Source organism: Bradyrhizobium sp. LA6.8 (assembly GCF_040547935.1).
Taxonomy (GTDB): domain Bacteria; phylum Pseudomonadota; class Alphaproteobacteria; order Rhizobiales; family Xanthobacteraceae; genus Bradyrhizobium; species Bradyrhizobium barranii.
In genome coordinates this window covers 505,572-522,838 of record NZ_JBEPQQ010000007.1, presented here as the reverse complement: position 1 = coordinate 522,838, position 17,267 = coordinate 505,572, and the positions used below count along the sequence as shown (strand labels likewise).

Genomic DNA, 17,267 nt, shown 5'->3' with positions numbered 1-17,267 from the left:
ACCCCCACACCCCTCGCCGCCCCCGTCGACCTCGCACCCCCCCCCCCCCCCCACCCCGGGGGCGCCCCCCGGCGGGCGCGCCCCCAACACTGAGGGCTAGGTCTACAGCGCGCCCTTCGCGAGCCGCTTCATCACCTCGTCGAGCTGATCGAGGTTGCGGTAATTGATCTGGACGGAGCCGCCAGGGTCGCGGTGATTGACCGTGACCTTGAGGCCGAGCGCATCGCTGACGCGCTTTTCGAGATCGATCGTGTCGGGGTCTTTTTCCTTGCCCCCGGTGCTGCGCGCCTTCTGCGGCTTGCGCTCCGGCACACCCTCTTCATGCGCGAGGGCCTCGGCCTGGCGGACGTTGAGGCCTTCCGCGACGATGCGCCTGGCTGATGCGAGCGGATCGGGCACGCCGATCAGCGCGCGGGCGTGGCCGGCGGTCAGCTCGCCGCTCGTGATCAAGGCCTGCACTTCGGCCGGCAGTTTCGTCAGCCGCATCATGTTGGCGATGTGGCTGCGGCTCTTGCCGACGACCTTTGCGATGTCGTCCTGGCTGCGTTTGAACTCGTTGGCGAGCGCGTGATAGCCGAGCGCCTCTTCCATCGGGTTGAGGTCTTCGCGCTGCACGTTCTCGACGATCGCGAACTCCAGCGCATCGCTGTCGCTGATGTCGACCGGCACGATCGGCACTTCGTGCAGGCCGGCTATCTGCGACGCGCGCCAGCGCCGTTCGCCGGCGATGATCTCGAAGCGATCCTGCGCGCCCTTCACCGGACGCACGACGATCGGCTGGATCACGCCGTGCTGCCTGATCGAATCAGAGAGCTCCTTGAGCTCCGTTTCCGAAAAGGCGCGGCGCGGGTTGCGCGGATTGGGCTTGATGAATTCGATCGGCACCTTGCGCTGCGCGCGCGGACGATCGACATGCTGGGCCTCGCCGCCGACATCACCGATCAGACTCGCAAGACCCCGGCCCAGTCGCGAACGCGCTTCGTCGGCCATCGCCAGCTCCCTTGGATTCACGGTGCAACACTCCAGAACTGAATTATCGTAGGGTGGGCAAAGCGAAGCGTGCCCACCAGTTGTGTGCAGAAGATGGTGGGCACGGCGAAGACGCCTTTGCCCACCCTACGGCATCGTCAATGCGTGGTGCGCAGCTCGCGCTCGCGCTGGATCACTTCGGTGGCGAGCCGCAAGTAAGCTTCGCTGCCGACGCATTTGAGATCGTAGACCAGGACCGGCTTGCCGTAGGACGGCGCTTCCGAGATGCGCACGTTGCGCGGGATCATGGTCTTGTAGACCTTCTCGCCCATGAACTGACGGACGTCGGCGACGACCTGGTTCGAGAGGTTGTTGCGCGAGTCGAACATGGTCAGCACGATGCCGTGGATCGACAGGTTCGGATTGAGCGTCGAGCGCACCTGCTCCACCGTCTGCAGCAATTGCGACAGACCCTCGAGCGCGAAGAACTCGCACTGGAGCGGCACCAGGATCGCATCGGAGGCCGCCATCGCATTCACCGTGAGCAGGTTGAGCGAGGGCGGGCAGTCGATCAGCACATAGGTGTAGTCGGCGTCCGGCGAGACGTTGTTGTTGAGCGCGCCGATGGCGTCGCGCAGCTTGAACGCGCGGCCGGGCGTGGTGCCGAGCTCGAGCTCGAGGCCGGAGAGATCCATGGTCGAGGGTGCGATGTGCAGCCGCGGCACCGCGGTCGAGACCACCGCCTCGCGCAAAGCAGCTTCGCCGATCAGCACGTCATAGGTCGAGCAGGAGCGGTTGCGGCGATCGATGCCGAGGCCGGTCGAGGCGTTGCCCTGCGGATCGAGATCGACGATCAGGACGCGCTCGCCGATCGCAGCGAGTGCCGTGCCAAGATTGATCGCCGTGGTTGTTTTTCCCACGCCGCCCTTCTGATTCGCCAGCGCCAGGATGCGAGGGTGGCCTTGCGGCACTTCGCCGGTCTGTTGCTGCTGCGGTTCGTCAATCACGCTCATCGCAAATTCCCCACTCGACCCCTGAACGCCTCAGCCGCGCTGCTCGACGGACGTCAGCTCGACGATCCAACCGTCGCCGGTACGGCTTTGGTGAAGCTGCGGCTGGATATTCCAATATTTAGCGGCTTCGGTCAATTCAGCCTCTACATCTTGACCCTTCGGAAACAGCGCTTTTGCACCCTGGCGCATCAGCGGCTCCGCAAAGCCGATGAGTTGATGTAGCGGAGCCAGCGCACGCGCGGTGACGCAATCCACGGGGCCGGTGATTCTATCCACATTATCCCCGATCTCCGCGAGATGTACGAGCCCCGGCGATGCGGTGACGCGAACTGCTTCGCGCAGAAAGGCCGCCTTCTTGGCGATTCGCTCGACGAGATGGACGCTGGCGCCAGGCGTCCCGGCCATGGCACAGGCGAGGACGATTCCGGGAAAGCCGCCGCCGCTGCCGAGGTCGGCCCAGCGTTTCGCGGAAGGGGCGAGATCGACGAGCTGGAGCGAGTCGGCGATGTGCCGGGTCCAGAGCTGCGGCAGGGTCGAGGGCGCGACCAGATTGGTCTTGGCCTGCCACTCCCGGAGCAGCGCGATGTAGCGATCGAGCCGTTCCTCGGTTTCACGTGAAACCGGGGCAAGCCTGAGCGCCGCGAGCTTGTCCGCCGCGATGATGGAGTCCAGCGACCGATCGTTGGCGCTGGCCTTGTCGATCTTCGGTTTGACCGGCGTCGGCTCGGATCGACGAACGCCGCCCTCGCCTGCCGATGGTTTCGATGATGACGATCTGCCGCCCGGCCCGCGCTGTTTCACGTGAAACGCCTATGCGATCGCCTTTGAGGTCTTCCGTGCCTCGCGCCGAAGGTAGGCCGCGAGGATGCCGAGCGCCGCCGGCGTCATGCCGTCGATCCGGCCAGCCTGGCCGACGGTGAACGGCCGCGCCTTCTCCAGCTTGCCCCGAACCTCATTGGAAAGACCGGGGACCTGCTGGTAATCGACGTCCGACAGCACCATCCCCTCGTCTCGCCTGAAAGCTTCGACGTCGGCGCTCTGGCGCTCGAGATAGACGTCGTACTTCGCGTCGATCTCCAGATGGGTGGCGATGACCGGGTCGATCGCCGACAGCTCCGGCCAGATGGTCCGGACCTGACTCCAGCCGATATCCGGATAGGCCATCAACTCGAACGCCGAACGACGCTGGCCGTCCCGGTTCAGGGACAGGCCGTGCTTGATCGCCTCGTTCGGGGTGATGGTCAGGGACTTCGACAGCGCCCTGGCCGCATTCAGGGCGTCCATCTTGGCGCGGTGATGCTGCGTCCGGGCGCTCCCGACGCATCCAAGCGCAATCCCCTTCTCGGTGAGGCGCTGATCGGCATTGTCGGCGCGCAGGGTCAGCCGGTACTCGGCGCGCGAGGTGAACATCCGATAGGGTTCGCTGATCCCGCGGGTGACGAGGTCGTCGATCATCACACCGAGATAGCCATCGGCACGGTCGAACACGGTCAGCGCGGCGCCGCTCGCCGCCAAAGCCGCGTTCAGGCCGGCCACGATACCCTGCCCGGCAGCTTCCTCATATCCGGTGGTGCCGTTGATCTGCCCAGCCAGGAAGAGACCACGCAGACGCTTGGTCTGCAGGGTCGGATCGAGCTCGCGGGGATCGATGTGGTCGTACTCGATGGCATAGCCCGGACGGACCATCTTCACCTGCTCCAGGCCAGGAATGCTGGCGAGGATCGCGAGCTGGACCTCCTCCGGCAGCGAGGTCGAGATGCCGTTGGGATAGACGGTGCTATCGTCGAGCCCTTCCGGCTCCAGGAAGATCTGATGCCCGTCGCGGTCGCCAAAGCGGACGATCTTGTCCTCGATCGAGGGACAGTAGCGCGGTCCGGAACTCTTGATCTGGCCGGAGTACATCGGAGAGCGATGGACGTTCGCGCGGATCACCTCATGGGTCGCGGAGGTCGTTCGGGTGATCCCGCATTGGATCTGCGGGGTCGTGATCCGTTCGGTCATCACCGAGAACGGCTCCGGCGGCTCGTCACCGGGCTGCATCTCGACCGCGGACCAGTCGATCGTGGTGCCATCCAGACGCGGCGGAGTGCCGGTCTTGAGCCGTCCAAGGCTGAAGCCCGCGCGCTCAAAGGAGGCGGAAAGGCCCATCGCGGGCGCCTCGCCGACCCGTCCGGCGGGCCAATTCTTCTCGCCGAGATGGATCAGACCTCGGAGAAACGTGCCGGTGGTGACGACAACCGCCCCTGCCCGGAGCTCCCGACCGTCGGCCAGACGCAGTCCGGTCACCCGGCCCTCGACCACGATCAGCTCGTCTGCCTCGCCCTCGAAGACGGAAAGACCCTCGGTGTCCTGGATCGCGGCCTGCATGGCTGCGGCATAGAGCTTCCGGTCGGCCTGAGCCCGGGGGCCCCGGACAGCCGGACCCTTGCGGCGATTGAGGACGCGGAACTGGATGCCGCCGGCATCGCCGACCCGGCCCATCAGACCATCCAGGGCGTCGACCTCGCGGACCAGATGGCCCTTGCCGAGACCGCCAATCGCGGGGTTGCAGGACATCGCGCCGACGGTGGAGAAACGGTGCGTCACCAGAGCGGTCGTCGCACCCATCCGGGCGGAAGCGGCCGCGGCTTCACAGCCGGCGTGGCCGCCGCCAATCACGATGACGTCGAAACTCTCTCGCTCTGTTCGCATGGGCGGACTTCTATCTCAGAGGTGGAGAAGCCGGAAGTAGAAACTGGGTGAGGCGGTTGTTTCCCGTGAAACGGGGCGGCAGGAGGCGATGCGCATTTTCGCGAAAACAACCCCATGCACAGTAGAACCGGAACTGAGCGGACTGCCGTTTCACGTGAAACAGGATGGGTCCGACCGGGAGAGAACTCCTGGCGAGATCTCGCACGGCTCTGGCCGCGGGTAGAGAAGGCACAAGCGATCGGTCTACTCCGTCGTTGCGAGCGGAGCGAAGGAATCCAGAATCGCTCCGTGGAGGCAGTCTGGATTGCTTCGTCGCAAGGGCTCCTCGCAATGACGGGATTGGGGCCCGAGTGTCGTTCACGGCCAAGACCGCTTGAGCAGTGAAATCGAATCTCCCGCCCAAGTCTGCGGGCCCAGAAGCCGCAATGAGGGCCGCTCGCGTTTCACGTGAAACAGGCCGGAAGCGCCCACCACCTGTTTCAGTGAAACAGCAGGAAGCTTGTAGCCCGGATGGAGCGCAGCGAAATCCGGGAAAGGTGTTCCGGCTGCGGAGCCGTCCCGGATTGCGCTTCGCTTCATCCGGGCTACGAAACTGCAAGCACCTGTTCCATGTGAAACGGCCCGGAACCCATCCCATTGCTGTTTCACGTGAAACGCAAGGACTGGAAGAAGCGCTAGTTCTACAATGAAGAACTAGTTCTACTTTCCGATGCAGAATTTCTGGAAGATGGCTCCGAGGACGTCCTCGACGTCGACCCGGCCCAACAGCCGACCCAAGGCATAAGCCGCAGCACGCAGCTCTTCGGCGGCAAGCTCTTCGCCGTCTTCTACAAGCTCCAGGCTCCGGCGCAAGCTGTCTGAGGCCCGGCGCAACAGATCTCGCTGGCGGGCGCGGGTCACCAAAGCGCCCTCGGTCGTCCCGAAAAACTCGGCGGCGAATTTCACGAGAGCGTCGATCAGGTCGGGAATGCCGTCCCCGCGGCTCGCCGAGATCCCGAACTCGCCGCCCGGCCCGACGTCCCCCACCTCGCCCAGATCGATCTTGTTGCGGACGATCCAGACCGAGCCGCTCGATTGATCACGCCCGGGGCCGGACTTCACCAGCGATTGCATCGCGCCCGGATCGACGGCGCGCCCACCCTCCACCAGCCACAGCACGAGGTCGGCGTCCTCGGCTCGGGCTCGCGCCCGGCGCACGCCTTCCTGCTCCACGGGATCGTCGGTCTCCCGGATGCCAGCCGTGTCGATCACCGTGACCGGATAGCCAACCAGATCGAGCTGCACCTCGATCACGTCGCGCGTGGTGCCGGCGTAGGGCGAGACGATCGCGACCTCGCGGCGCGCCAGCTGATTGATCAGCGTCGACTTGCCGACATTCGGCTCGCCCGCGATCGCAACCACCAGGCCGTCGCGCAGGCGTTCAGAATGTCCCTGTGCCGCAAGGACTTCAGTGATTTCGTCATGCAGCGCTTTGATCGCTTTCACCGCCGGCGCCCTCAGCTCGGCCGGCACGTCGCCCTCGTCGGAAAAATCGATGCCCGCCTCGATCAGCGCCGACGCCTCGATGATGCGCTCGCGCCAGTCGCGCGCGCGATCGCCGAGCAGGCCCTGCAACTGGCGCAGCGCCTGGCGGCGCTGACGATCGGTATCGGCATGGATGAGATCGTCGAGACCTTCGGCTTCGGTGAGATCGAGCTTGCCGTTCTCGAACGCGCGCCGCGTGAATTCGCCAGGCTCGGCTGCGCGCGTATTCGGAATAAGAGAAATAGCGGAGAGGAGTGCAGCGAGCACCGCGCGGCCGCCATGGACGTGAAATTCGGCGACGTCCTCGCCGGTCGCGCTGGCCGGCCCCGGAAACCAGAGCACGACCGCGTCGTCGATCGCCTGGCCCGCGCCGTCGCGGAGCAGCCGGCGGCTAGCCTGTCTCGGCGCCGGCTGCCTCCCCGCCAGCGTCGTGAGCGCGAGCCCCGCTTGCGATCCCGAGACCCGCACCACGGCGATCGCGCTGGGCGCACGGCCGGACGACAGCGCAAAGATGGTCTGGTCTCGCGGATGCATGGCCTATTTGTCCGGCTGGCAGGGAAAAGGCAAACGGCCCGTTCTCGCGATGCCGACGCCCCTTTTGCTGCGCTCTGGTCCGCAGCAACGGCTCTATTGCGATGCAACATAAGGGCAGCATTTTGCTGCGGAGGCAGCCTCGCCCAAGCACCAAATGGTCAGCCAGCGTCAAGCATTCTGTAAAGATATCAACAACTTCCGGAAGAGCCGATTTTCCTTTCGTCCCATCGCCATGCTGCATTTCTTCCGCAGCAAAGCCGCACAAAAGAAAAAGGGCGCCCGTAGGCGCCCTCTGATCTCATGCTGCATCGCACTCAGGTGTTCATCGAGTCGAAGAACTCGGAATTGCTCTTGGTCGAGCGCAGCTTGTCGAGCAGGAAGTCGATCCCATCCATGGTGCCCATCGGGTTCAGGATGCGGCGGAGCACGTACATTTTCTTGAGCACCTGCGGATCGGTGATGAGCTCCTCCTTGCGGGTGCCGGAGCGCGAGATGTCGATCGCCGGGAAGGTGCGCTTGTCCGAGACCTTGCGGTCCAGGATCAGTTCGGAGTTACCGGTGCCCTTGAACTCTTCGAAGATGACTTCGTCCATGCGGCTGCCGGTATCGACCAGCGCGGTTGCAATGATCGTCAGCGAGCCGCCCTCCTCGATATTGCGGGCGGCACCAAAGAAGCGCTTCGGGCGCTGGAGCGCGTTGGCGTCGACACCACCGGTCAAGACCTTGCCGGATGACGGCACCACGGTGTTGTAGGCGCGGCCCAGGCGCGTGATCGAATCGAGCAGGATGACGACGTCGCGGCCATGCTCGACCAGACGTTTTGCTTTTTCGATCACCATCTCGGCGACCTGGACGTGACGAACCGCCGGCTCGTCGAAGGTCGACGAAACGACCTCGCCCTTCACCGAGCGCTGCATGTCCGTGACTTCTTCCGGACGTTCGTCGATCAGCAGCACGATCAGATAGCATTCGGGGTGATTGTGCGCGATCGAATGCGCGATGTTCTGCATCAGCACGGTTTTACCCGTGCGCGGCGGCGCGACGATCAGCGCGCGCTGGCCCTTGCCGATCGGCGCGACGATGTCGATCACCCTTGCAGAAAGGTCTTTCCGCGTCGGATCGTCGATTTCCATGCGGAAGCGCTGATTCGGAAACAGCGGCGTGAGGTTGTCGAAATTGACCTTGTGCTTGGCCTTTTCCGGGTCCTCGAAATTGAGTGTGTTGACCTTCAGCAGCGCGAAATAGCGCTCGCCCTCTTTCGGGCTGCGAATGTGGCCTTCGATGGTGTCGCCGGTGCGCAGACCGAAGCGGCGGATCTGCGAGGGCGAAACGTAGATGTCGTCCGGTCCCGGCAGATAATTGGCGTCCGGCGAGCGGAGGAATCCGAAGCCGTCGGAGAGCACCTCGACGACGCCCTCGCCAACGATGTCGGTTTCAGCAATCGCGAGCTGCTTGAGGATGGCGAACAGCAGCTCCTGCTTGCGCATGGTGCTGGCATTCTCGACCCCATTCTCTTCCGCGAACGAGACAAGCTCGGCCGGCGTCTTCGACTTGAGGTCCTGGAGTTTAATTTCCCGCATTGGGGTGGTCCTGTGGGGTAACCTTGGGAGGGGGTGCGAGGAGGCTCTGAAATGCGGACGCGAGAAGGTAAGGTCCGCAGGTCTGGCAAGGAGAGCGCCGGTGAGGCTTCAAACCTGATGCGGTGTCCGGCCTCTGGAAAGCTCAGACAAAACCACATCCGCCTGCGTTGGGTGGGATGTCGCCAATATAGAAAATCGCTTTCCACTCCGCAAGCCGAAGCGCTGAGCGATTCATCGCAAGCCTTGCCTAGAACGGCTTCACGATCACCATGATGACGATCAAAATCATCAGAGCAGTCGGCACCTCATTGATAATTCGATAGAATTTCTGGCTACGCGGACGCCGGTCGGCGGCGAAATCCTTGCACCAGCGTGAAAAAAAGCCGTGGACCCCAGACATCGCCAGGACCAGTGCCAGTTTTACGTGCAGCCAGCCGAAAGAGAACCAGTGGCCGGACCAGGCGAGATAGAGCCCGGCAAGCCATGTGACGATCATGGCGGGGTTGATGATCGCCTTGAGCAGCCGGCGTTCCATCACTTTGAACGTTTCCGACTGCTTCGAGCCGATCTCGGCCTCGGAGTGATAAACGAACAGCCGCGGCAGATACAGCATGCCCGCCATCCAGGAGATGACGGCGATCACGTGCAGCGCCTTGATCCAGAGATAGACGTCTTCGAACATTTTCTGCGCCCGGCTTTCTGTCCAGCGCAGGGAACGCTGGGGATAGTAAGAACTCGTTAAGGTCTCACCCTACACACTTATCCGTCCGTAGCGCCTTCCTCTAATCTAGAATCTTAGATTCTTAAGGTTTGAGTCTATGTGACCGTGAATAGGACTCACACAATTCCGTCCGCACGTTCACGTGCGCTTGTTCACATCCATCAACATATCCCTGATGCTTCCTGCGGCCTTCGATAAGTCGGCCAGCTTCAAAGGCTTGCGCGTTTCTGTCGGCAGCTTATCAAGGGGGTTGTCCGCGCAATCCCGTTTTCCTCTCAACAGGTCGCCGGACTTGTTCCGATGGGCAGTGGTGTGAAGAAAATTGGCACTTGTCCCGCCCCTGGTGTCGCGCAACCCTTTCCGAGGGGTTAAGGTCCACAGAAATCCACAAACCACACCGCCTCCATACAAAGGGCTTTTGTGCCGACCTCGAACAATTATTTCCATCTCCACCTGGTCTCCGACTCCACCGGAGAGACGCTGATCACCGTCGCGCGCGCCGTCGCGGCGCAGTACGCCAACGTCACCCCGGTCGAGCATGTCTATCCCCTGGTGCGCAGCCAGAAGCAGCTCGATCGCGTGCTCGACGAGATCGAGGAGGCGCCGGGGATCGTGCTGTTCACGCTGCTGGAGAAGGATCTGGTCTCTCGGCTCGAGGACAAGTGCAAGCAGATCAACGTTCCGAGCCTGTCGATCATCGGGCCGGTGATGCAGTTGTTCGAAGCCTATCTCGGCGCCGCGACCACGGGCCGCGTCGGCGCCCAGCACGTCCTCAATGCGGAATATTTCAAGCGCATCGACGCGCTGAACTACACGATGATCCACGACGACGGCCAGCATGTCGAAGGCCTCGACGATGCCGACGTGGTGCTCGTCGGCGTCTCACGCACCTCCAAGACACCGACGTCGATCTATCTAGCCAATCGCGGCATCCGCACCGCCAACGTGCCATTGGTTCCGGGCATTCCGGTGCCGGCACAATTGGAGACCCTGACGCGGCCGCTGGTGGTGAGCCTGCATGCCACGCCGGAACGGCTGATCCAGGTGCGCCAGAACCGCCTGCTCTCGATGGGTGCCGATACCAGCGGCGACACCTATACCGACAGGCAGGCGGTCGCCGACGAGGTCGCGTTCGCGCGCAAGCTGAGCGCCAAGCACGACTGGCCGCTGCTCGATGTCACGCGGCGATCGATCGAGGAAACCGCCGCGGCGATCATGAAGCTCTACAGCGATCGCCAGCGCAACCGGCCCACGGGATAGTTTCGGCGATGTCTCTCTGGCGCGGCGAAACTCCGTTGATACTGGCCTCGCAGAGCAGCGCGCGAAAGATGCTGCTGGCGAGTGCCGGACTGGAGTTCAAGGCGATTACGGCCGATATCGACGAGCGCGGCATTCAGGCCGCCTCGAAGCTTTCAGGCCCGCATGACATCGCCCTGCTGCTGGCGCGTGAGAAGGCCAAGGCGGTCTCGGCCAGTCATCCAGGGAGCTATGTGATCGGTGCCGACCAGACCCTGGCTCTGGGCGAGCGTCTCTTCAACAAGCCCGCAGGCCGCGCACAGGCGATGACGCAACTGCTCGACCTCGCCGGCAAAAGCCACGCGTTGAATTCCGCGGTCGCCGTGGCGCGAGATGGCAAGATCGTTTTTGAGGATGTTTCGGTAGCCCGCATGACCATGCGGCCGATGACCGAGACGGAGCTTTCCGCCTATCTCGACGCCGCCGGCGATGCGGTGACGACCAGCGTCGGCGCCTATCAGCTCGAAGGCCTCGGCAGCCATCTGTTCGAGCGCATCGAAGGTGACCATTTCACCATTCTCGGGCTGCCGCTGCTGCCGTTGCTTGCGTTCCTGCGGCGCGAACGGCTAGTTGCGGTGTGAACGACAGAAACGGCTGCCTGCTGATGCGGATCCTTGGACTGACCGGCTCGATCGGGATGGGAAAATCCACCACCGCGAAATTGTTCGCGGAGGCCGGCGTTCCCGTCTATGACGCCGATGCCGCCGTCCATCAGCTCTATGAGGGTGAGGCCGCGCCCGCGATCGAGGCCACCTTTCCCGGTACCACCGTGAACGGCAAGGTCGACCGCCCAAAACTGTCTGCGCGCGTCGTGCATGATCCAGCCGCGATCAAGCAGCTCGAGCAGATCGTTCATCCGATGCTCGGCGCCTCCCGACAAAAATTCTTCGCCGATGCGGAAGCAGCCAAGGCGCCCGTCGTGGTCCTGGATATCCCGTTGCTGTTCGAAACCGGCGGCGAGAAGCGGGTCGACGCCGTCGTCGTGGTGTCGACCTCGCCGGAACTCCAGCGCAAGCGTGTGCTGGAGCGCGGCACGATGGACGAGGCCAAGCTCGACGCGATCATCGCCAAGCAGACGCCGGATGCCGAGAAGCGCAAGCGAGCCGATTTCGTAGTGGATACGTCACACGGACTTGAACCCGTGCGCGCCCAAATCACGCACATTCTGGCCGAGGTCGTTAAGATGCCGCAGCGGCGAGCCTGATTCGCCCGTTCACACGGCCTCTTGATCATGCGTGAAATCGTTCTCGACACCGAAACCACTGGCCTCGATCCGCTCCGCGGCGATCGCCTGGTCGAAATCGGCTGCGTCGAGATTTTCAACCGCATGCCGACGGGCCAGACGTATCACGTCTATATCAATCCAGAACGGGACATGCCGGCGGAAGCCTTTGCGGTGCACGGGCTGTCGGCCGAGTTCCTGTCGACCAAGCCGCTGTTCCACGAGGTCGTCGATGCGTTTCTGGAGTTCATCGGCGATGCGCCGCTGGTGATCCACAACGCTTCGTTCGACATCGGCTTCATCAACGCCGAGCTCGACAAGGTCAAACGTGTCGCGATCCCGCGCGAGCGGCTGGTCGATACGCTGCTGTTGGCGCGGCGCAAGCATCCGGGCGTGTCGAACCGGCTCGACGATCTCTGCTCGCGCTATTCGATCGACAATTCACACCGCACCAAGCACGGCGCGCTGCTCGACGCCGAACTCTTGGCCGAAGTTTATGTCGATCTGGTCGGGGCGCGGCAATCGCAATTGCTCCTCGCTTCGGAAGGCGAGGACATTCGCGCCAATGCGGCTGGCGATGTGCCGCGGCGGCAGCGGACCGTGCCGCTCGCGCCGCGGATTTCCGATGCCGAGCGCGAGGCCCATCGGGCCTTCATCGCAACGCTCGGCGACAAGGCGATCTGGAACGAGTTCCTGCCCGCTCCAGCCGCCCCTCCGGCTGTTTAGGCCTGACCGCTCGTCTGCTGAGCGGCCATTTGCCGCTCCATGTTCTGACGATAGAGACCGACGAAGTCGACCGGATCCAGCATCAGGGGCGGGAACCCGCCGTCGCGCACGGCGGTTGCGATGATCTCGCGGGCGAACGGGAACAGCAGACGCGGGCATTCGATCATGACCAGCGGATGCAAATTCTCCTTCGGCACGTTGGTGATGCGGAACACGCCGGCATAGGCGAGCTCGAACGAGAACATGATCTTACCGGCGGTCTCGGCCTTGCCCTCGACCGACAGCGTCACCTCGAACTCGGTTTCGCTGAGATTGATGGCGCTGACATTGATCTGGATGTTGATCTGGGGCGGCTGGCCCTGCTGCTGGAGCGAGGTCGGCGCGTTCGGATTCTCGAACGAAAGGTCCTTGATATACTGCGCCAGAACGTTGAGCTGGGCAGCCTGGGCCGCCTCGGGAGGGGTGCCGTTGCCGTTGGTCATGAGAGTCTCTCCTTACCCGATTTGGGCTGAATTTCGCGGCGGTTGGCTAACATAGGGCCGCCTCACTCCACAAGGACGAACGGCCCCGGATCGGGTATCCGCGCCGCCCCCGCAATTGTGACGTTCACCCGGCCCTCCTGACGAAATCGCGCGTTAAACGATTGAAGATGCGCGATTTCCGGGCAGGATCGGGTTTCCCCTTAAGCATAAAACGCGCTACACTCGGCGCTGTGCCAAAAGGCGCCATTGGCCGGGCAAGATTTCGTGCCTACATCCCCAGGACCAGACGCGCGGACCTAAAATGGTGATGTAGACTTGCCGTTCCCGTATGGAACGGTCTACTGGCCGGATTGATTTTCCCGGCGACGACCCGAGACGGCCCCTTTCAGCGAAGACCAGAAAGCGAATACGACGTGGACATCTACACCATCATCTTCCTGGCGCTGGCGGTCTTCATCTTTCTGAGGCTGCGCAGCGTGCTGGGACAGCGGACGGGTAACGAGCGGCCGCCGTTTGACCGCACCGCCGCCCGCAATGCGCTGGGGGGTGCCCAGGACAAGAACGTCGTGACCATGCCGGGCAAGGTGATCGATCAGGCCCCGCTGGCGCCGACCGCCGAGCCGGCCCCGCCCTCCGATCGCTGGAAGGGCCTGACCGAGCCGGGCACCGCGCTCGCCCAGGGTCTCGACGCCATCGTCGACAAGGATTCCACCTTCGATCCGCGCCATTTCATCTCCGGCGCCCGCGGCGCTTATGAGATGATCGTGCTGGCCTTTGCCAATGGCGACCGCCGCGCGTTGCGCGACCTGCTGTCGTCGGAGGTCTATGACAGCTTCGACGCCGCCATCAAGGAACGCGAGAAGTATGAGCAGAAGACCGAGACGCGTTTCGTCTCGATCGACAAGGCCGAGCTCGTCGGCGCCGAGCTGCGGGACCGCACGGCTCAGCTCACCATACGATTCGTCTCGCAGATGATCTCGGCCACCCGCGACAAGAGCGGCAATATCGTCGACGGTAGTGCGGACACGGTCGCCGACATCACCGACATCTGGACCTTCGCCCGCGATATCACCTCTCGCGATCCAAACTGGAAGCTGGTTGGCACCGGAAGCGCGAATTAAGAATTTCTTCAAGAACAGCGCGACGGCGCTTTGCGCAGGTGCCGTCGTGCTGTCGTCGTTTTCGCTCGGCGCCGAGGCGGCGCGGCGTCACTATCGCAGCCATCACCATCATCTCCCGGCACTTGCCGCCGCACCACCGCGCGCCTTGCCCTATCCGCAGCTCCCTTTGCCGTTCGAAATCCCCGGTGCGCAATATCTGCCGCTGACCTGGACGGACGTGAAAGGCTGGAGCGACGACGACCATCTGGCCGCCTACAAGACGTTCCGCGCGAGCTGCCGGACGATCAACGCGCAGACCGGTGCGGCCGAACCGAAGGCGCTTGGCGGCTCGCTGAGCGAGCCCTGCCGGGCCGCCAAGTCGCTCGAGCTCACCGACGACGGCAAAGCCAGGACTTTCTTCGAGGAGAATTTTGCGCCGCTGCGGATCTCGCGCCTCGGCGAGCCCGACGGCTTCGTCACCGGCTATTACGAGCCGGTGCTGGAGGGATCGCGGACGCAGACCGAAATCTTCAACGTGCCGGTCTATCGTCGCCCGTCGAACCTGTTCGTGCGCGGCTACAAGCAGGACTCGGTCAGCCTGCCCAACAAGGGCCCGGTCTATCGCAAGATCGGCCGCCGCAAGCTGGTGCCCTATTACGATCGCGGCGAGATCGAGGACGGCAAGATCGCCGGCCGCGGGCTGGAGATCGCCTGGCTGAAGGACCCGACCGATCTGCTGTTCGCCCAGATCCAGGGCTCGGCGCGGATCAAGTTCGACGACGGCGGCACGGTCCGGCTGAATTACGACGCCTATAACGGCTATCCCTACACGGCCGTCGGTCGTGTCCTGATCGAGCGCGGCATCATTCCGAAGGAGGAGATGTCGATGCAGAAGATCAGGGAGTGGATGGCGCAGAACCCCGACGGCGCCAAGGATCTGCGCCGCCAGAACCGCTCCTACATCTTCTTCCGCGAGGTCAACCTGTCCGACAAGGAAGAAGCAGTAGGTGCGCAGGGCATTCCGCTGACCGCCGGCCGCTCGATCGCGGTCGACAAGGCGCTGCACGTCTACGGCACGCCGTTCTTCATCGAGGGCGAGCTGCCGATCGATTCCGAACGCTCCAAGACGCCGTTCCACCGGCTGATGATCGCGCAGGACACCGGCTCGGCCATCATCGGCCCCGCGCGCGCCGATCTCTATTTCGGCGCCGGCGCGGATGCCGGCCGCGTCTCGGGACGGCTGCGCCATCCCATGCACTTCGTCATGTTGGTGCCGAAGGGCCTCGATCCCACGGTGCGCGCCGCGAAGTTGCCGGTGCCGGATCCGCGTCCCTCGGAGAAGATCGCAAAGCTGTTTCCGCAGACCGATCCTGCCAAGGATTCGACCAAGGATCAGACCAAGCCGGCGGCTCCGGCCGCAGCCGTGGCACAAGGTAAGGGTGAGACAGTCGCCGTTGCCAATCCGGTCCCGTTGCCGGTGCCGCGCCCCGTGATAGAGCCCGTTCAGGAGCCGCGGCGGCCGGTCAAGAATCGTCCCCATCGGCAGCAATGAAGCGATCGTCCCGTCCGCCCGTGCTGGAGCCTCGTCCCTCGCCGCGCCGCCGTGCGTTGAGCGAGGAGGAGCGTGCGCTGTGGGATGCGGTCGCAAAACAGGTCAAGCCGCTGCGGAAGCATCGCGTGGCAAAGACACACGCCCCGCCGCGCACTGAGCCTTCACCGGCAGCGCCGGCCACGCGATCTACGCCATCGCCACGGCCGATCGCTGCTGCGCCGGCTGTGCGCGTGGCAAAGCCGGCCATGCCGCCGCTGGCACCGCTGGGCAAGCGCGAGCGCACAAAATTGTCGCGCGGCCGCAGCGAGATCGAGGCGCGGCTCGATCTGCACGGCATGACCCAGATACGCGCCCACCGGGCCCTGACCGGCTTCCTACACCGCGCCCATCACGACGGCCTGACCTTCGTGCTCGTCATCACCGGCAAGGGACGGAGCGGCGGCGAAAGCGGTGTGCTCCGCCGCCAGGTGCCGGAATGGCTGAGCCTGCCGGAATTCCGCGGCTTCGTCGTCGGCTTCGAGGAGGCGCATATCGGCCATGGCGGCGAGGGTGCGCTCTATGTGCGGATACGCCGGGCGAGGTATTAGAACGGCCGGACGATTCCGACGCGCGGGATCAGCGTGAGGATCAGGCCGAAGATATTTGTCCTCTGATCCTCCGACGCGATCGGCGGTGCATTGTATTTGGCCGGCAGCATCTTCACCGCATGCAGGATCAGGAACAGGCAGACGGCCCAGTTCGAGATCCAGCGCGAATAGTCGAACACCATCGCGAACATCACGAGATAGGCGAGGCTGATGCCGATCAGCGCCGCGACGACGAGGCGCCGGTGCATGTCATCCGCGAGCGCGCCGATCAGGTCGGCAAAATAGCGCCAGAGTGGCGTGTGCAGCCAGATCAGCAGGGCAAACACCGGCACGCCGAGGATGTTGTGCGGCAGGCGGCCCCAGGTATCCGAAACCTCCTTCGCCAGCGGCTGGTACCAGATGTAGGCGAACTGCAGCAGGTCGGTCCGCGCCGGATCGGCCATCCGGGTCTTCAGGTAGGCAACGAAATCCGCTTCCGGGATCGGCATCGTTCCCAGGAACTGCGCCGCGAAGAACAGCGCGCTCACGCAAAGCAGCGCGACAAAGCCGAACACGACATTCGTCCTGGTGACGCCATGCGCGAGATAGTGCCTGATCACGACGATGGTGACGATCGTCGGTACATACATCAGCAGATGAATGTGGTGGATCAGCACGAGGACGATCGCGAACAGCGCGGCCGTTGCGACGAACAGCAGCGAGCCCGCCGGCATCAGCAGCAGGATGATCGCCAGCGCACAGCCATAGATGTCGAAATGGCCGAGCGTGTGCATGAAGTTCTTGAGAAAGAACGGCGAGCCCGCGATGAAGACGAACAGCGGCAGCGTCCTCGCGGTGAAGCCGAACGTTTTCTGGAAAAGCCTGACGTACAGCCCAAGCGTCACCAGCCACGTCGCTCCGGCGAGCGCGAACACCAGCCACACCGGCACCTTGTCCGTGAACAGCGCGACGATGGCGCCGATCAGTGCCCGCTTGATGAAACCGAAATGGTAGTCGACGAGGAGGTGGATGTAGGGGACGTAAGGCGGCAGCTGGATCTTGTGGACGAACACGCCGACGATGACCGCCGCGTTGATCGCGAGCAGGAGACGCCAGGGATTCTGGCGCAGGTTTGCAAGAACCGCGCTCAAGTGGCGCTCCGAGGGAATCGGCGCGATCGGACTCCGAAAGGGTTTGGAGTCAATATGTGGTTCACAGGATTCTTTTCACCACTACATATTGACGATACGGCGCTCACCGATACCATTCCCGCGACCCTCAGAAGCGGCGA

The 17,267-nt window shown here is 63.7% G+C and carries 16 protein-coding genes; 7 read left to right on the top strand and 9 right to left on the bottom strand.

Annotated elements, in window-relative coordinates; genetic code table 11:
* Nucleotides 1-102 precede the first annotated feature (102 nt).
* From ABIA90_RS31650 to hemJ, 7 genes are all read right to left on the bottom strand, one after another.
* On the bottom strand, nt 103-990 hold the full coding sequence (locus tag ABIA90_RS31650; protein WP_354119225.1) for a ParB/RepB/Spo0J family partition protein: 888 nt from the start codon (nt 988-990) through the stop codon (nt 103-105).
* 137 nt (nt 991-1,127) lie between these two features.
* Nucleotides 1,128-1,982, bottom strand: coding sequence for a ParA family protein (locus ABIA90_RS31645; RefSeq protein ID WP_071908759.1), 855 nt, complete (start codon nt 1,980-1,982; stop codon nt 1,128-1,130).
* A gap of 30 nt (nt 1,983-2,012) precedes the next feature.
* A complete protein-coding gene (rsmG, locus tag ABIA90_RS31640) occupies nt 2,013-2,783 on the bottom strand; it encodes a 16S rRNA (guanine(527)-N(7))-methyltransferase RsmG (RefSeq protein ID WP_354119224.1) in 771 nt (256 codons plus the stop codon).
* A 9-nt stretch (nt 2,784-2,792) separates the two neighbouring features.
* Nucleotides 2,793-4,673, bottom strand: coding sequence for a tRNA uridine-5-carboxymethylaminomethyl(34) synthesis enzyme MnmG (mnmG, locus tag ABIA90_RS31635; RefSeq protein ID WP_354119223.1), 1,881 nt, complete (start codon nt 4,671-4,673; stop codon nt 2,793-2,795).
* Between the two features lie 699 nt (nt 4,674-5,372).
* A complete protein-coding gene (gene mnmE / locus ABIA90_RS31630; RefSeq protein WP_354119222.1) occupies nt 5,373-6,731 on the bottom strand; it encodes a tRNA uridine-5-carboxymethylaminomethyl(34) synthesis GTPase MnmE in 1,359 nt (452 codons plus the stop codon).
* A 314-nt stretch (nt 6,732-7,045) separates the two neighbouring features.
* Entirely contained in the window at nt 7,046-8,311 is a 1,266-nt protein-coding gene (gene rho / locus ABIA90_RS31625) for a transcription termination factor Rho (protein ID WP_045004625.1), read from the bottom strand.
* A gap of 247 nt (nt 8,312-8,558) precedes the next feature.
* Nucleotides 8,559-8,993, bottom strand: a complete 435-nt coding sequence (gene hemJ, locus ABIA90_RS31620) for a protoporphyrinogen oxidase HemJ (RefSeq protein WP_028150172.1) — start codon at nt 8,991-8,993, stop codon at nt 8,559-8,561.
* Nucleotides 8,994-9,452: 459 nt separating this feature from the next.
* Between hemJ and ABIA90_RS31615 the strand changes: the two genes are divergently transcribed.
* Genes ABIA90_RS31615 through dnaQ form a run of 4 tightly spaced genes read left to right on the top strand, consistent with a single transcriptional unit; the run spans nt 9,453 to nt 12,276 of the window.
* Nucleotides 9,453-10,292 (top strand): pyruvate, water dikinase regulatory protein, encoded by an 840-nt coding sequence (locus tag ABIA90_RS31615; RefSeq protein WP_028150170.1) that lies wholly within the window; start codon nt 9,453-9,455, stop codon nt 10,290-10,292.
* Nucleotides 10,293-10,300: 8 nt separating this feature from the next.
* Nucleotides 10,301-10,909 (top strand): Maf family protein, encoded by a 609-nt coding sequence (locus ABIA90_RS31610; protein ID WP_135213970.1) that lies wholly within the window; start codon nt 10,301-10,303, stop codon nt 10,907-10,909.
* 23 nt (nt 10,910-10,932) lie between these two features.
* Nucleotides 10,933-11,532 carry a dephospho-CoA kinase gene (coaE, locus tag ABIA90_RS31605; RefSeq protein ID WP_354119243.1) on the top strand — a complete coding sequence of 200 codons (600 nt, stop codon included), beginning with the start codon at nt 10,933-10,935 and terminating at the stop codon, nt 11,530-11,532.
* Nucleotides 11,533-11,559: 27 nt separating this feature from the next.
* Nucleotides 11,560-12,276, top strand: a complete 717-nt coding sequence (gene dnaQ, locus ABIA90_RS31600) for a DNA polymerase III subunit epsilon (protein WP_354113559.1) — start codon at nt 11,560-11,562, stop codon at nt 12,274-12,276.
* On the opposite strand, the gene secB is transcribed toward dnaQ, so the two are convergent.
* Nucleotides 12,273-12,758 carry a protein-export chaperone SecB gene (gene secB, locus ABIA90_RS31595; RefSeq protein ID WP_028150166.1) on the bottom strand — a complete coding sequence of 162 codons (486 nt, stop codon included), beginning with the start codon at nt 12,756-12,758 and terminating at the stop codon, nt 12,273-12,275. The two genes, dnaQ and secB, sit on opposite strands and share 4 nt — an antisense overlap.
* Nucleotides 12,759-13,171: 413 nt before the next feature.
* On the opposite strand from secB, the gene ABIA90_RS31590 reads away from it, so the two are divergent.
* The 3 genes from ABIA90_RS31590 to ABIA90_RS31580 are packed head-to-tail and all read left to right on the top strand — an operon-like array spanning nt 13,172 to nt 15,997.
* Nucleotides 13,172-13,879 carry a Tim44/TimA family putative adaptor protein gene (locus ABIA90_RS31590; protein ID WP_063980275.1) on the top strand — a complete coding sequence of 236 codons (708 nt, stop codon included), beginning with the start codon at nt 13,172-13,174 and terminating at the stop codon, nt 13,877-13,879.
* Nucleotides 13,857-15,410 (top strand): murein transglycosylase A, encoded by a 1,554-nt coding sequence (gene mltA, locus ABIA90_RS31585; protein ID WP_354119221.1) that lies wholly within the window; start codon nt 13,857-13,859, stop codon nt 15,408-15,410. Before ABIA90_RS31590 ends, mltA begins: the two co-directional genes overlap by 23 nt.
* Nucleotides 15,407-15,997: a Smr/MutS family protein gene (locus ABIA90_RS31580; RefSeq protein WP_354119220.1), complete on the top strand. Its 591-nt coding sequence runs from the start codon at nt 15,407-15,409 to the stop codon at nt 15,995-15,997. Before mltA ends, ABIA90_RS31580 begins: the two co-directional genes overlap by 4 nt.
* Here the strand turns inward: ABIA90_RS31580 and ABIA90_RS31575 are convergent.
* Complete coding sequence (locus ABIA90_RS31575) at nt 15,994-17,127, bottom strand: hypothetical protein (RefSeq protein WP_354119219.1); 1,134 nt, start codon at nt 17,125-17,127, stop codon at nt 15,994-15,996. The genes ABIA90_RS31580 and ABIA90_RS31575 overlap by 4 nt on opposite strands.
* Nucleotides 17,128-17,267: the final 140 nt, after the last annotated feature.